This window comes from Saccharothrix obliqua (assembly GCF_019375475.1).
Classification (GTDB): Bacteria; Actinomycetota; Actinomycetes; order Mycobacteriales; family Pseudonocardiaceae; genus Actinosynnema; species Actinosynnema obliqua.
In genome coordinates this window covers 399,537-414,612 of sequence record NZ_JAHXGQ010000001.1, presented here as the reverse complement: position 1 = coordinate 414,612, position 15,076 = coordinate 399,537, and the positions used below count along the sequence as shown (strand labels likewise).

General features: G+C 71.6%; 12 protein-coding genes and 1 pseudogene. All 13 read right to left on the bottom strand.

Features of this window, described 5'->3' with window-relative positions; translation table 11 throughout:
• Positions 1 to 23: 23 nt before the first annotated feature.
• The 13 genes and pseudogenes from rpoB to KZQ38_RS02115 all read right to left on the bottom strand — a co-directional run bounded on the left by rpoB (position 24) and on the right by KZQ38_RS02115 (position 14,903).
• The gene (gene rpoB, locus KZQ38_RS02170; protein WP_219437835.1) at positions 24 to 3,506 is read right to left on the bottom strand and encodes a DNA-directed RNA polymerase subunit beta; all 3,483 of its coding nucleotides are present in this window, start codon (positions 3,504 to 3,506) and stop codon (positions 24 to 26) included.
• A gap of 611 nt (positions 3,507 to 4,117) precedes the next feature.
• A complete protein-coding gene (locus tag KZQ38_RS35810) occupies positions 4,118 to 4,747 on the bottom strand; it encodes a hypothetical protein (RefSeq protein ID WP_257900571.1) in 630 nt (209 codons plus the stop codon).
• Between the two features lie 49 nt (positions 4,748 to 4,796).
• Positions 4,797 to 4,871 (bottom strand): annotated as a pseudogene (locus KZQ38_RS37440) (pentapeptide repeat-containing protein); the annotation flags it as partial.
• 118 nt (positions 4,872 to 4,989) lie between these two features.
• Complete coding sequence (locus KZQ38_RS02160) at positions 4,990 to 5,496, bottom strand: Rv1363c family protein (protein ID WP_219437833.1); 507 nt, start codon at positions 5,494 to 5,496, stop codon at positions 4,990 to 4,992.
• A 15-nt stretch (positions 5,497 to 5,511) separates the two neighbouring features.
• A complete protein-coding gene (locus KZQ38_RS02155; RefSeq protein ID WP_219437831.1) occupies positions 5,512 to 6,717 on the bottom strand; it encodes an MCE family protein in 1,206 nt (401 codons plus the stop codon).
• Positions 6,714 to 7,826, bottom strand: coding sequence for an MCE family protein (locus KZQ38_RS02150; RefSeq protein ID WP_219437829.1), 1,113 nt, complete (start codon positions 7,824 to 7,826; stop codon positions 6,714 to 6,716). The genes KZQ38_RS02155 and KZQ38_RS02150 overlap by 4 nt, the downstream gene beginning before the upstream one ends.
• Positions 7,823 to 8,977, bottom strand: coding sequence for an MCE family protein (locus KZQ38_RS02145; protein ID WP_308258198.1), 1,155 nt, complete (start codon positions 8,975 to 8,977; stop codon positions 7,823 to 7,825). The genes KZQ38_RS02150 and KZQ38_RS02145 overlap by 4 nt, the downstream gene beginning before the upstream one ends.
• A gap of 1 nt (position 8,978) precedes the next feature.
• Complete coding sequence (locus KZQ38_RS02140; RefSeq protein ID WP_219437827.1) at positions 8,979 to 9,989, bottom strand: MCE family protein; 1,011 nt, start codon at positions 9,987 to 9,989, stop codon at positions 8,979 to 8,981.
• On the bottom strand, positions 9,986 to 11,014 hold the full coding sequence (locus KZQ38_RS02135) for an MCE family protein (RefSeq protein ID WP_219437824.1): 1,029 nt from the start codon (positions 11,012 to 11,014) through the stop codon (positions 9,986 to 9,988). Before KZQ38_RS02135 ends, KZQ38_RS02140 begins: the two co-directional genes overlap by 4 nt.
• Entirely contained in the window at positions 11,011 to 12,303 is a 1,293-nt protein-coding gene (locus KZQ38_RS02130; protein WP_219437823.1) for an MCE family protein, read from the bottom strand. The genes KZQ38_RS02135 and KZQ38_RS02130 overlap by 4 nt, the downstream gene beginning before the upstream one ends.
• Entirely contained in the window at positions 12,300 to 13,127 is an 828-nt protein-coding gene (locus KZQ38_RS02125; RefSeq protein WP_219437822.1) for an MlaE family ABC transporter permease, read from the bottom strand. The genes KZQ38_RS02130 and KZQ38_RS02125 overlap by 4 nt, the downstream gene beginning before the upstream one ends.
• 1 nt (position 13,128) lies before the next feature.
• Positions 13,129 to 13,887, bottom strand: a complete 759-nt coding sequence (locus KZQ38_RS02120; protein ID WP_219437821.1) for an MlaE family ABC transporter permease — start codon at positions 13,885 to 13,887, stop codon at positions 13,129 to 13,131.
• Positions 13,884 to 14,903, bottom strand: coding sequence for an ABC transporter ATP-binding protein (locus KZQ38_RS02115; RefSeq protein ID WP_219437819.1), 1,020 nt, complete (start codon positions 14,901 to 14,903; stop codon positions 13,884 to 13,886). The genes KZQ38_RS02120 and KZQ38_RS02115 overlap by 4 nt, the downstream gene beginning before the upstream one ends.
• Positions 14,904 to 15,076 lie beyond the last annotated feature (173 nt).

Below are 15,076 nucleotides of genomic sequence, written 5' to 3'. Positions count from 1 at the left end.
CCTCCCCGCGGGCCGGCGAGGGACTAGTTGACGACGTCGTCCACGGACGGCGACTCGCTCCGCGACAGGTTGATGCCGAGGTTCGCGGCCGCGCGCTCCAGGTCTTCGTCGTCGCCGTCGCGCATCTCGATCGCGGCGCCGTCCGAGGACAGCACCTCGACGTTGAGGCACAGCGACTGGAGCTCCTTGAGCAGCACCTTGAAGGACTCCGGGATGCCCGGCTCCGGGATGTTCTCGCCCTTGACGATGGCCTCGTACACCTTCACGCGGCCGAGCACGTCGTCGGACTTGATGGTCAGCAGCTCCTGGAGGGTGTAGGCGGCGCCGTACGCCTGCATCGCCCAGCACTCCATCTCGCCGAACCGCTGGCCACCGAACTGCGCCTTACCACCCAGCGGCTGCTGCGTGATCATCGAGTACGGGCCGGTGGAGCGGGCGTGGATCTTGTCGTCCACCAGGTGCAGCAGCTTCAGGATGTACATGTAGCCGACCGACACCGGGAACGGGTACGGCTCGCCGGAGCGGCCGTCGAACAGCCGCGCCTTGCCGTTCTCCTTCACCATGCGCTCGCCGTCGCGGTTCGGGACCGTCGACCCGAGCAGACCGGTGATCTCGTCCTCGCGTGCGCCGTCGAAGACCGGGGTCGCGGTCTTCGTGCCGGGCTCCACGTCGTACAGCTCGGCGGGCAGGTTCTTCGCCCAGTCCGGGTCGCCGTTGATGCTCCAGCCCTGCTTGGCGATCCACCCGAGGTGGGTCTCCAGCACCTGGCCGATGTTCATACGACGCGGCACACCGTGCGTGTTCAGCACGATGTCCACCGGGGTGCCGTCCTCCAGGAACGGCATGTCCTCCACGGGGAGGATCTTGCCGATGACACCCTTGTTGCCGTGGCGGCCGGCGAGCTTGTCGCCGTCCTGGATCTTGCGCTTCTGGGCCACGTAGACGCGGACCAGCTCGTTCACGCCGGGGGGCAGCTCGTCGTCGTCCTCGCGGCTGAACACGCGGATGCCGATGACCTTGCCGTACTCGCCGTGCGGCACCTTGAGGGACGTGTCGCGCACCTCGCGGGCCTTCTCACCGAAGATCGCGCGCAGCAGGCGCTCCTCCGGCGTCAGCTCGGTCTCGCCCTTCGGCGTGACCTTGCCGACCAGGATGTCGCCCGGCTGGACCTCGGCGCCGATGCGGATGATGCCGCGCTCGTCGAGGTCGGCCAGGACCTCCTCGGAGACGTTCGGGATGTCCCGGGTGATCTCCTCGGCGCCCAGCTTGGTGTCCCGCGCGTCGATCTCGTGCTCCTCGATGTGGATCGAGGTCAGGACGTCGTCCTGCACGAGGCGCTGCGACAGGATGATCGCGTCCTCGTAGTTGTGGCCCTCCCACGGCATGATCGCGACGAGCAGGTTCTTGCCCAGCGCCATCTCGCCGTTCTCGGTGCACGGGCCGTCGGCCAGGACCTGGCCCTCGCGCACCCGGTCGCCCTCGTTCACGATGGGCTTCTGGTTGATGCAGGTGCCCTGGTTGGACCGGCGGAACTTGTGCAGGCCGTAGGTCTGCCGCGAGCCGTCGTCGGCCATGACCGTGACGTAGTCGGCGGAGATCTCCTCCACCACACCGGTCTTCTTGGCGACCACGACGTCACCGGCGTCGACCGCGGCACGCAGCTCCATGCCGGTGCCGACCAGCGGCGACTCGGATCGCAGCAGCGGCACCGCCTGGCGCTGCATGTTCGCGCCCATCAGGGCGCGGTTGGCGTCGTCGTGCTCCAGGAAGGGGATCATGGCGGTCGCCGCCGACACCATCTGGCGCGGGGAGACGTCCATGTAGTCGACGTCCTTCGGGTCGATCTGCTCGACCTCGCCGCCCTTCTTGCGGACCAGGACGCGGTCCTCCAGGAAGCGGCCCTCGTCGTCGATCTTCGCGTTGGCCTGGGCCTTCACGAAGCGGTCTTCCTCGTCCGCGGTCAGGTAGTCGATCTGGTCGGTGACCCGGCCGTCGACGACCTTGCGGTACGGCGTCTCGATGAAGCCGAACGGGTTCACGCGCCCGTAGGACGACAGCGAGCCGATCAGACCGATGTTCGGGCCTTCCGGCGTCTCGATCGGGCACATGCGGCCGTAGTGCGACGGGTGGACGTCGCGGACCTCCATGCCGGCCCGCTCGCGGGACAGACCACCGGGGCCGAGCGCCGAGAGGCGGCGCTTGTGCGTCAGACCGGCCAGCGGGTTGGTCTGGTCCATGAACTGCGAGAGCTGGGACGTGCCGAAGAACTCCTTGATCGCCGCCACGACCGGGCGGATGTTGATCAGGGTCTGCGGCGTGATCGCCTCGACGTCCTGGGTGGTCATGCGCTCGCGCACGACGCGCTCCATGCGGGACAGGCCGACCCGGATCTGGTTCTGGATCAGCTCGCCGACGGTGCGCAGGCGGCGGTTGCCGAAGTGGTCGATGTCGTCCACCTCGACGGGCACCTCGACGTCGCCCGGCTTCATCGTCGCCTCGCCCGCGTGCAGGCGGACCAGGTACTCGATGGTCGTGACGATGTCGTCCTCGGTCAGCACGCCGGTGCTGATCGGGGTGTCCAGGCCGAGCTTCTTGTTGACCTTGTAGCGGCCGACCTTGGCCAGGTCGTAGCGCTTGTCCTTGAAGAACAGGTTCTCCAGCAGCGCCTGGGCGGACTCCCTCGTCGGCGGCTCGCCCGGCCGGAGCTTCCGGTAGATGTCCAGCAACGCCTCGTCGGTGCCGGCGGTGTGGTCCTTCTCCAGCGTCGTCAGCAGCGTCTCGGAGAACGCGAAGCGCTCCCGGATCTGCTCGGTGGTCCAACCCAGCGCCTTCAGCAGCACGGTCACCGGCTGGCGGCGCTTGCGGTCGATCCGGACGCCGACGGTGTCGCGCTTGTCGACGTCGAACTCCAGCCAGGCACCCCGGGACGGGATGATCTTGACGCTGAAGACGTCCTTGTCGGTCGTCTTGTCGATCGCCGTGTCGTAGTAGACGCCCGGCGAGCGGACGAGCTGGGATACCACGACCCGCTCGGTGCCGTTGATGATGAACGTGCCCTTGTCCGTCATCATCGGGAAGTCACCCATGAACACCGTCTGGCTCTTGATCTCGCCGGTGGTGTGGTTGGTGAACTCCGCCGTGACGAACAGCGGGGCCGCGTACGTCATGTCCTTGTCCTTGCACTCCTCGGTCGAGGCCTTGACCTCGTCGAAGCGCGGGTCGGAGAAGGAGAGCGACATCGAGCCCGAGAAGTCCTCGATCGGGGAGATCTCGTTGAGGACCTCTTCGAGGCCGCCCGTGGGGGCCTCGTCGCCCTCGTCGACGCGGCGCTGGAACCACGCCTCGTCGCCGGTCAGCCACTCGAAGGACTGAATCTGCAGGTCGAGCAGGTTGGGCGTCTGGAGCGGCTCGTGAATCTTCGCGAACGAGACCCGCTTCGGCGCTCCGGGGATCCCCGACGTGGAGTTGGTCGCAGCAGTGGCCTTGGTCGCGCGAGAGATCGCCAAGATGCGTCCTTCCAGGGACAGGTAGCTGGCTAGCAGCGGACTAGCACGGCTGTCAAGGGTGCGGCGATGCCCGGCAATCCAGCTCTCGGCGAAGGGCAAACGGAAAGAGGGCAGCGCAAAGGGGCAGTCTAGCCACGCGCACGCCAACTGTCGAGAGGCACCTGGAAGGACCTTTCTCGTCGTCACCGACAGAGTGACCCCGCCGACGCCCACAGTCAAGATGCCACGCGGCGATCACTCGCGTGGCGCAAGGCGCGTTTACCCCGCGTTACGTTCCTGACCAGGGGAATTACACCTCTGTGGCTTGCGCTGAACGCCCTCCGGGCACTCACCGGCCCGATTCTGGTGCTTGGGATTCCGTTCGGTCACCAATGAAGAAATGTGGCGCAGATCACGGTACGCGAGGCTTGGCGACGGGCACCCGAGCTGCCGGCGGCGGCTCGCCCCGGGGACGGCGGCGCCCGGACCGGGTGACCTCCGGGGGCGGGAATCTCATTGATCTTTGCGGGGTGCGTCGGGGATACTGGCCGTCGTCGTTCGGCTACGCAGCGTCGGGTGCCGCGGGAGTGGTCGAACGGGGGCCGGGTCGGCGGACCGGCCCCGGGTGCCGGTCAACCGCACCGGGCCAGTTCGGCGGACTGGTCGCCGGAGCGGCCGAACATCTCCATGTCGTCGACCCGCCAGCGGTCGCCGGACCGGACCGCGCTCGCCCGCATCATGGCGACACCACCGCCGCTCTGGTTGTCGGTGGTGCGCGTGGTCACCTGGTCGAGGAACAGCAGGACCGTCGCGCGGTCGCCGTCCAGGCTGGTCACGCCGCTGGAGACGGCCTTCACGGTGACCACCAGCTTCTGCTCGGGCGCGAGCGACCGGACCGGGCCGAAGATCGCCTCGTACTGGCACCGGGCCCGGCCCACCAGCAGCTCACCGGCCGCCCGCTCGGTGGCGGCGACGTCGGCGAAGTTGTAGGAGAACGCCTTCTCCACGGCCTCGCGGACCTGGCCGGCCACCTCACTCGTGCCCGCGGTGTCCACCAGCGCCGCGTTGTGGCGGACACCGCCCGCGCGCCCCTGGAACCAGGTGCCGAGGCCGACCAGCGCCACCGCCAGGAGGAAGAGGGTCACGGGCAGCACGACCCCGGGGCGGCGGGCACGACCACCGGCGTCCGCCGGCACCCGCTTCCGCCGCCACGCGGCCGACGGCTCCTCCCCCGCGTTCCCGGCGCGCCGCTTCTTCCCCACCGGCCGGGGCTTCGCCGCTCGCCGGTCCGGGGTGGCGGGTGCCGGAGAGTCGGATGCCGGAGAGTCGGGCGCCGGTGAGTCGGTGGCCGGTGAGTCGGGTGCCGGAGAGTCGGGTGCCGGAGAGTCGGGTGCCGGTGGGGCCGGTGGGGTGGGGCGCTTGCGGAGGCCGGCCACCCGGGGGCGGGTGGTGGGCGGGGTCGGGACGGGGCGGCGGCGGGTGGGTGGCACGGGTTCCTCCTCTGCTACGCGCCGCCGGCCGCGACGGGGCCCAGCGCGCTCAGCTTCCAGCCCGCGTCGGTGCGCGCGAGGTTCGTCTGGTAGCGGTTGACCTTCTTCACCGGGCGACCGCCTTCCGGGGTCACCGTGGTCTCCACGACGGCGATCAGGCGCGCCTTGCCCGCACGTGCGTCGAGGTCGGTCACGGCGGCGTCCAGGACTCGGCTCACGGTGACCGTCCGGGCGTCCGCGATCTGCTTGCGGCGGGTGTCGCGGCCGGTTTCGACCTCGCCGCGCAGCTCGCCCGTCGACGAGTCGAGCCAGCGGTTCAGGTCCTCGTCGACCTTCTTGTAGTCGAGCGTGGTGAAGTTCGCGATGCCGACCTGGCCGACCCGCAGCACCTCCTCGCGCTCACGTGCGAACGCGACCGACTCGGCGCTCTCCGCGCTCCACCACGAAGCACCCGCCCAGATCGCGTACCCGGCCGCGAGCACGACCAGCACGGCGCTGACCGGCAGCAGAACTCGTCGCACGGTGTCCTCCCGACTTCAGCCCGGCAGCCCGAGCAGTTGACCGAGGCTGGTGAGCACGGGCGCGTCGGCCCGCTGCCCGGTGACCGGCACGTCCTGCCCGCCGACCGGCGTGCCGCCGCGTGGCGCGTTCTGCGCACCGCGCACGGCCGTCGCGCTGCCCCTGGCCAGGGCGCAGTACGCCCCGGTGTTCAGCGGCGACGCCGTGGTGTCGGTGCCCTGCCGCACCCGGGTGCCCTCGTAGCCCGCGGTGCACGGCGGCGGGTCGAGCACGTTGACCGCCAGGCCGAAGTGGGCGCCGGTGCCGTCGCCCTTGGCCACGCTGAGCCCGCCGCCCACGGCGATCGGGTAGGTCACCGCGATCTGCTCCAGCCCGTCCAGGCGGGTGACCAGCACGTCGCCGGTGGTGAGCAGGTTGGCGAGCACCACGCCCAGGCCCGGCCCGGTCTCCCGGAGCAACGCGGACACCTGCTCGGCGGCCCGCGGCGATACGGCGACCAGCCGTCGCAGGTCGCCGTCGGCGTCCTTGAGCCGCTCGGCCAGCGCACGCAGGTCCGCGCTGAACGACCGGATCGCGTCGCCCTGCTCCGCCTGCGTGCGCAGCACCACCACGCCGTGGTCCAGCAACGCCCTGGTCTGCGGCAGGTGCTCGGTGGCGGCGGCGGTGAAGGCGCGGGTGTTGTCCAGCAGCACCCGGAGGTCGGGCCCGGCGCCGGCGAACGCCAGGTCCAGCTCGTCCACGACGGTGCGCAGCGAGTCGGCGGGCACGGACGCGGCGAACGCGTCCAGGTTCGCCAGCAGCCCGTCCACCGGCGGCGGGGTCCTGGTCGCCGACTCGGGGATCACCGAGCCCGCCGCCAGGTACGGCTCGCCGGCACGGCGCGGGCGCAGGTCCACGTACTGCTCGCCCACCGCGGACCGGTTGGCCACCACGGCCTCCAGGTCGGCCGGGATGCCCGGTGCGCCGGCGTCGATGACCAGGTCCACGTCCACGCCCGCCGGCGTCAGCCGCAGCTCGCCGACCCGGCCGACCGCGACGCCCCGGTAGGTGACCTCGGCGTTGGTGAACACACCGCCGGACTCGGCCAGCCGCATGGTCACCACGTACCCGGAGAAGCCGAACAACCGGCCCAGCCCCGCGTAACGCGCGCCCGCGTAGCTCATCCCGACCAACGCCACCAGCACGAACGCGCCGATCTGGAGCCGGACCCGACGAGTGGTCACCGCGCACCTCCCAGCAGCCCGCCGAGCACGTCGCCCAGCCCGGTGCCGCCGGTGCCCGGCGGCGGCGCGTTCGGCAGCGGCAGGGGCAGGGACGGCAGCGGGCTCTGCCGGGACCGGCCCAGGTTGTCCACGACGTTGCCCAGGTCCAGGTCGATGTCCGCGTACAGGTTCGTGTAGTCGCCCTTGATGCCGTCCACCGCCGAGTCCGGGAACGGGTAGGTGAGCAGCAGCTCCAGCGCGTTGGGCAGGTTCGCGCCCGCCTCGCCCAACGCGTGCAACGTCGGCTGGAGCGCCTTCAGGTCGGCCACGACGTCGTCCTTCGACCGGTGCACCGTGTCCACGGCGACGTCGGACAACGCGTCGAGCGCCTGGAGCAGCGTCACGAGCTGCGTGCGCTGCTCGCTGAGCACCTTCAACCCGGGCTCCAGGTCGTCCAGGACGCCGGTGATCCGCTCCCGCTCCGCGTTGAGCGCGCCGCCGAGCCGGTGCACCCCGTCCAGCGCCCTGGTGATCTCCGACCGGTGCCCGTCCAGCTCGGTGACCAGCGCGTCCAACTCGGTCAGCAGGGACCGGACCTCGGGTTCGTTGCCCGCCAACGCGGCGTTCAGCTCGCGGCTGATGTCCCGCAACTGCGCCACGCCGCCGCCGTTGAGCAGCATCGACAACGCCCCGAACACCTCCTCCACCTCGGTGTTGCGGTTGGTCCGCTCCACCGGGATGGTCGCGCCGTCGGCGAGCACGCCCGCCGCGCCGGTGTCGCCGGGTCCGGCCAGCTCCACGTACTTCTCACCGAGCAACGCGGTCTGGCGCAGCCGGGCGACGGCGTTCGCGGGCAACGCCACGTCGCCGTTGACCAGCACCGTCACCTCGGCGGTCCAGCCGTCCGGGGCCAGCGCGATGCGGTCCACGCGCCCCACCGGCACGTCGTTGACCTTCACGCCCGCCTGCGGCACGAGGTCCAGCACGTCGTGGAAGCGCACGTGCACGGCGTACGGGTGGTCGCCCAGGTCCGCGCCGCCGGGCAGCGGCAGGTCGTGGACGCCGTGGAAACCACACGCGGTGAGCGCGAGGCAGGCGATGACGGGCAGGGCGACGCGTCGGGGGTTCACTCCGGCACCCCCGCGAGCGGCAGGGGCAGCGGCAGCCTGCCCGCGTTGAGGTCGCCGACCACCTCGGCGGGCGTCTTCAGCGGCACCGCGCCGGACAGCACCGGCGCGAGCTGCTCGCAGGTCCGGGCCAGGGCCTGCGGCACGCGGCCCGGCTCCGCGGCCTGGACCAGCTTGCACACCAGCACGATCGGCGGCTGGTTCAGCTCGTTGAGGTCCGCGCGGGTGTCGATCGTGCCGGACGCGGCGTTGTAGGCGTTCTGGAGGTTGCCCAGCGCCAGCGGCGCGACGTCGAGGGTTTCGGCGAGCGCCGCGCGCTGGTCCACCAGCACCTGCGTGATGCCGGTCAGCCTGTCCACGTTGGACCGCAGCGCGGCGCGGTTGTCGCGCACGAAGCCCTGCACGTGCCCGAGCGCGGTGGCCAGCTCGGCCAGCGCGGCGCTCAGGTCCTCCCGCTCGTCGGCGAGGAAACCGGCGACCTCGGCGAGCTGCCGGTTGAAGTCACGCACCCGGCCGTCGTTGGCGGCGAGCACCCCGGTGAACCGCTGGAGGTGGTCCACCGCGCCGAACAGGTCGTCCCGCGACCCGGACAGCGTGCGGGCGGCCTCGCCGAGCTGCCGGATGGTGTCGCCGAGCGCCCGGCCGTTGCCGTCGAGGTTCGCGGCGGCGGAGTCCAGCAGCTCCGACAACGCGCCGGACCGGTTGGCCCCGTCCGGGCCGAGCGCGGTGGTGAGCCGGTCGAGGCTCGCGTACAGCTCGTCCAGCTCCACGGGCGTCGCGGTGCGCTCGCGCGGGATCACCGCGTTGTCGCCCAGCACCGGACCGCCCGTGTAGGCGGGCGCGAGCTGCACGTAGCGGTCGGCGACCACGCTGGGCGCGACCACGACCGCCTGCGCGGCGGCGGGCACCCGCACCGACCGGTCGATCGACAGGGTGACCCGGACCCGGTCGCCCTGCGGTGCGACGTCGTCGACGGAGCCGATCCGCACGCCCAGCACCCGCACGTCCGAACCCGGGTAGACACCCACCACCGACGCGAACACGGCGGTGACCCGTCGGCTGTTCGCGTCGCCGAACGCCCACCACATCGCGGTGACGGCGACCAGCGCCACCACGCACGCGAGCACCAGCACCCGCTTCAACCGGCCGGCCACGTCAGCCACCTCCCGGCGCGCCGGGCGGCAGGCAGCCCTCGTCGGTGAAGCCGACCAAGCCGAGGTTCACCGAGGGCGGCAGCAGGCCGCAGATGTAGACGTCGAACCAGCGGCCGTTGCCGAGGGTGTTGGCGAACACCCGGTAGAACGGGGCCATCAGGGACAGGCTGCGGTTCAGGGCGTCCTGGTTGCGCTGCAACACCGTGGTCACCCGGTCCAGCTGCTCCAGCACGGGCCGGAGCTGCCCGGCGTTGTCGGCCACCAGGCCGGTCAGCTCCGCGGCCAGCGCGCGGGTCCCGGTGAGCAGCGCGCTGATCGCGTCCCGGCGCGCACGCAGCTCGCCCAGCAGCAGGTTGCCGTCCGCGAGCAGCTTCTCGAACTGCTCGTCGCGGTCGGCGAGGGTGCGCGTGACCTGCTCGGTGTTGGCCAGCAGCCGCGCCAGCCGCTCGTCACGCGAGGAGATGGTCCGGGACAACGCGGACAGGCCGTCGAGCGCGCCGCGGACGCTGCCCGCCGAGCCCCGCAGGGTTTCCGACAGCACCCGGAAGCTCTCCGCGAGCTGCCCGGTGTCCAGCCGGCCGACCGTGGCCGCGAGGCCGTTGAACGCCTCCTGCACGTCGTACGGCGACAGCGTGCGCTCGCGTGGTATCGGCTCGCCGGGGTCCAGCGGTCGCGTCCCCTGCGGGTCCAGCGCCAGGAACTTCTGCCCGAGCAGCGTCTTGATCCGGATCGCGGCCGTCGAGCGGTCGCCCACCCAGGCGTCCACCACCCGGAACGACACGCGCACCCGGTCGCCGGCCAGCTCGACGTCGGTCACCTCGCCGACCTTCACGCCCGCGACGCGCACCTCGTTCGCCGGCGCGAGTCCCGCGGCCTCGGAGAACTCGGCGGTGTAGGTCGTGCCGCCGCCGATGAGCGGGAGGTCGTCCGCGTGGAAGGCGGCCACCAGCAGCAGCACGACGACCACGAGGGACACCGCGCCGACCGCGACGGGGTTGCGCTTGGTCTTCACGGGCGACACCTCGCCTGGGTCACCGGCAGCACCGTGATGGGGATCGGGTCGTCGACCACCGGCGGCACCGCGACCCGACCGCCGGCCTCGCACAGGAAGAAGTTGAACCAGGACCCGTACGACGCGGTCCGCGCCATCGCCTCGATCTTGGTCGGCAGCCGCTGGATGACGCCCTCCACGACCGCCTCGTGGTCGGCCAGCGTCCGCGACACCAGGCCCAGCCGCGAGATGTCGTCCCGCAGCGGCTCGCGCGCCTCCGCCAGCAGGCCCGCCGTGGTGCCCGTCAGGTCCCCGATGGCGTTGATCGCGTCGCCGATCGCCTGCCGGTCCGACGCGAGGCCGGTGGTCAGCTCCTGGACCGTGGTCACCAGCGCGGTCACCTGGTCGGTGCGGCTGTTCACGGCGTCCAGCACGGCGTTGAGGTTGTCGACCACCTCGCCGATCACGCGGTCCCGGTCGGCGAGGGTCCTGGTGAGCGACGCGGTGTGCCGCAGCAGGCTGTCGACCGTGCCGCCCTCGCCCTGGAGCACCCGGATGATCTCGCCGGACAGCTTGTTCACGTCGTCCGGGTCCAGCGCCTGGAACAGCGGTTCGAACCCGTTGAACAACACCGTCAGGTCGAGCGCCGGCCTGGTGCGCTCCAGCGGGATCACGTCGCCGGGCCGCAGCGCGGACGCGTCGCCCGTGCCGTGCTCCAGCGCGACGTACCGCCGGCCGACCAGGTCGCGGTACTTGATGGTCGCCGTCACCGACCGGGGCAGGCCGCGTTCCCGGTCGACGGTGAACGCCACCTCGGCGATCCGGCGGTCCACCACCCGCACGTCGGTCACCTGGCCGACGCGCACGCCGGCGATGCGGACGTCGTCGCCCTCCTCCAGGGCGGTCGCGTCGGTGAACCGGGCCGCGTACGGGTGGGTGTCGCGGAAGTCGGTGTTGTCGATGGTGATCGCCAGCAGCGCCGTCGCCAGGACCGTGACGGTGGCGAAGACACCCAGCTTGACCAGCGGTGCGACCAGGGACCTCACGCGTGCACCTCCGCTCCCCGGTACAGCGGGCCGAGCAGCAGCGCCGTGAAGCTCGGCATCTCCGCCTGCTCCACGCCGAACCGCGGCGCGAGCAACGCGGCCAGGAACTCCTGCTCCGCGGGCGAGTTCGCCAGGCTCGGCACGCCGCCGCCGGACGCGGGCAGCACGCCGTCGTGCGCGATCCGCGCGGGTGGCGGCGGGGTGGAGCCGTCCCGCACCGGGCCCTCGGGCGGGTACTGCGGGAACGGGTCCGGCCGCGGCACGATGTCGTAGCAGCGGGGACCGCGCTTGTCGGCGTACTCCGGCTCGTCGCGGCCGGGCTCGTACTTGCCGCGGTTGGCGGTGATCTCCAGCGTGATGTGCAGGCCGGGCTCGTCGGTGCCCTTGCCGAACACCTGGTCCATGATCGGCTTGAACTCGGTGAGGCCCCGGAGCAGGCACGGGTACTCGGGCGCGTACTTCGCCAGCAGCTCCAGCGTCGGCCGCGACACGTCGGCCAGCCGGATCAGGTTGTTCCGGTTGGCCGCGAGGAAGCCGTGCACGTCGACGGCGGTCGTGGTGAGCGAGCCGTACAGGTCGAGCAACGCGTCCCGCTGCTCGACCAGCGTGCGGCTGGTGGTGGTCGCGTCGTCGAGCGCGCGCACCAGGTCGGGCGCGGCGGCGGAGTAGACCTCCGCCACGTCGGCCAGCCTGCTGATGCCCTCCTTGAGCCGCGGCAACTCCGGGTTCAGCTCGCCCAGGTACCCGGCCAGCGCCACCAGGGTCTCCCCCAGCGGCTTCCCCCGGCCGGACAACGCCTGCGACACGGCGGTCAGGGTCGTGGCCAGCTTCTCCGGCCGCACGGCCCGCAACACCGGCAACAGGTCGTCGAGCACCCGTTCCAGCTCGACGGCGCCGCTGGAGCGGTCCTGCTCGATCACCGCTCCGTCGGCCAGGGGGTCCGCCGTGTGCCCGGCGGGCGGCACCAGGCTGACGTACCGCTCACCGAACAGGGTCTTCGGCAGCAGCCGCGCCGACACGTCGGCGGGTATGCGCGCCGCCTGGTCCGGGTGCAGCGCCAGGTCCAGCTCCGCGCCGCCGTCGACCGCCCGGATGCGCGTCACCTCGCCGACGAGCACGCCGCGCACCTTCACGTCCGACGACACCAGGAGCTGGTTGCCGACCCGGTCGGTTCTCAGGGTGACCCGCACGGACCCGGTGAAGGCGTCGTTGTAGACGGCCACGGTGAGGGAGAGGAAGAGGGCGATCACCGCGAGGAACGCGACGCCCAGCAGTCGCCGCCCGGTCATCCCGCGATCCTCACCGTCGTCGTGGTGCCCCAGATCGCCAGGCTGAGGAAGAAGTCCAGCAGGCTGGTCGTGACGATCGCCGCGCGGACGGCCCGGCCGACCGCGACGCCCACGCCCGCCGGGCCGCCGCTCGCGCGGTAGCCGTAGTAGCAGTGCGTCAGGATGATCACCACGGCGAAGACCAGCACCTTGCCGAACGACCAGAGCACGTCGACCGGGGGCAGGAACAACGTGAAGTAGTGGTCGTACGTGCCCGCCGACTGCCCGTAGAACTCGACCGTGATGACCCGCGCCGCCAGGTACGACGTGAGCAGGCCGATCACGTACAGCGGGACGACCGCGACGAAACCCGCGACGATCCGCGTCGTCACCAGGTACGGCAGGCTGGGCACGCCCATCACCTCCAGCGCGTCGATCTCCTCGGAGATCCGCATCGCGCCGAGCTGGGCGGTGAAGCCGGAGCCGACCGTCGCGGACAACGCGAGGGCGGCCACCAGCGGCGCGATCTCCCGGGTGTTGAAGTAGGCCGAGACGAAACCCGCGAACGCCGACGTGCCGATCTGGTTCAACGCCGCGAAGCCCTGGAGGCCGACGACCGTGCCGGTGGCCAGGGACAGGCCGACCATCACGCCGACCGTGCCGCCGATGACGGCCAGCGCGCCCGAGCCGAAGCTCACCTCCGCCAGCAGCCGCAACGCCTCCCGCGGGTAGCGGGTCAACGCGCGTGGCGTCCACGCGAGGGCGCGCAGGGCGAACCACAGCTGGTCGCCGAGGGTGTCCAGCACGGCGAACGGCCGCCGGAGGGGGTTGTCGCTCGTGGCCACCTCAGCTCCCCTTCGCCGGCACGACCTGGAGGTAGATCGCGGTGAGCACGAAGTTCACGAAGAACAGCAGCAGGAACGTGATGACGACGGCCTGGTTGACCGCGTCGCCCACGCCCTTCGGGCCACCCGCCGGGTGCAGGCCCCGGTAGGCGGCCACGATGCCCGCGATGAAGCCGAAGACGAGCGCCTTGATCTCGGAGATCCACAGGTCCGGAAGCTGCGCCAGGGCCGTGAAGCTCGCCAGGTACGCGCCGGGCGTGCCGTCCTGGAGGACCACGTTGAAGAAGTAGCCGCCCAGCACGCCGACGACGCTGACCATGCCGTTGAGCAGGACCGACACCACCATCGCGGCCAGCACCCGCGGCACCACGAGGCGCTGCACCGCCGAGACGCCCAGCACCTCCAGGGCGTCGATCTCCTCGCGGATGGTCCGGGAGCCCAGGTCGGCGCAGATCGCCGACCCGCCCGCGCCCGCGATCAGCAACGCCGTCACGATGGGGCCGGCCTGCTGGAGGACCGCCAGCACGGACGCCGCGCCGGTGAACGACTGCGCGCCGATCTGCCGGGTCAGCGACCCGATCTGGAGCGCGATCACCGCGCCGAACGGGATCGACACCAGCGCCGTCGGCAGCACCGTCACGCCGACCACGAACCAGCACTGCTGGATGAACTCGCGGAACTGGAACGGCCGCCGGAACGCGTTGCGCACGACGTCGACGCCCAGGTCGACCAGCCGACCCGTCTCCCGCAGCGCGCTCACCCCGCACCACCCGGCGTGCCGTAGTGCCGCCGCTCCTCGGGCGTGAGGCTGTCGACGATGCCCTGCCGGGCCCGCGGCGGGAGCGTGTGGACGATGCTCATGACCCGGTCCTTGCGGCGGCGGACCGCACCGCGTGGCGGCAGGCCGGGCGTGGGTTCGAGCTGCGGCACGACACCACGCACGTCCCCGGTCGGCGAGCCGTCCGCGTGGCCCGCGTCGCGGTGCGCCAGCTCGGCGGCCATCGTCGCCTGGTCCTTCTCCTCGGACATGCCGATGGGACCGACGCGGCGGCCGTTGAGGAACTGCTCGACCACGGGTTCGTCGCTGGTCAGCAGCACTTCGCGGGGTCCGAACAACACCAGTTCGCGGCGGAACAGCATCCCGAGGTTGTCCGGCACGGTCCGGGCCACCGTGATGTTGTGGGTGACGATCAGGATGGTGGCGTCGAGCTGGGCGTTGAGGTCGATCAGCAGCTGGCTGAGGTAGGCGGTGCGCACCGGGTCGAGACCGGAGTCCGGCTCGTCGCACAGGATGATCTCCGGGTCGAGCACCAGCGCGCGGGCCAACCCGGCGCGCTTGCGCATACCGCCGGAGATCTCGCCGGGCAGCTTCCGCTCCGCGCCGACGAGGCCGACCATCTCCATCTTCTCCAGCACGATCCGCCGGACCTCGGCCTCGGTCTTGCGGGTGTGCTCGCGCAGCGGGAAGGCGACGTTGTCGAACAGGTCCATCGAGCCGAACAACGCGCCGTCCTGGAACAGGACGCCGAACAGCTTCCGGATCTCGTAGAGCCGGCGCTCGGTGCAGCGGAGGAGGTCGGTGCCGTCGACGACGATCCGGCCCCGTTCGGGCTTGAGCAGCCCCACCAGCGACTTGAGGAAGACGGACTTGCCGGTGCCCGAGGGGCCGAGCATGACGCTGACCTCGCCGGGCGGCAGCGTGAGCGTGACGTCGTGCCAGATGGTCTGCTTGCCGAAGGACTTCGTCAGGCCCTCGACGACCACCTCGACGCCCATCGCACCTCCCGGCCACGGGCGACGCCTCCGTGAGGCACGCCACACCGGGTGCAACGAGGCCGGCGTGGGGTGGTTACTCCTCGGTTGGGTTAGCACCGGTCACGGAACGGTAACTTTGTGCGTTTCGCCACCCGTTCCGGCGAACGCCGAAGGGCGGGCATCCACGAGGGATG

What these genes read in the sequence shown, in the direction of transcription:
- KZQ38_RS02130 (WP_219437823.1), bottom strand. Translation starts at nt 12,303, where the DNA reads ATGACCGGGCGGCGACTGCTGGGCGTCGCGTTCCTCGCGGTGATCGCC.
- KZQ38_RS02115 (WP_219437819.1), bottom strand. Translation starts at nt 14,903, where the DNA reads ATGGGCGTCGAGGTGGTCGTCGAGGGCCTGACGAAGTCCTTCGGCAAG.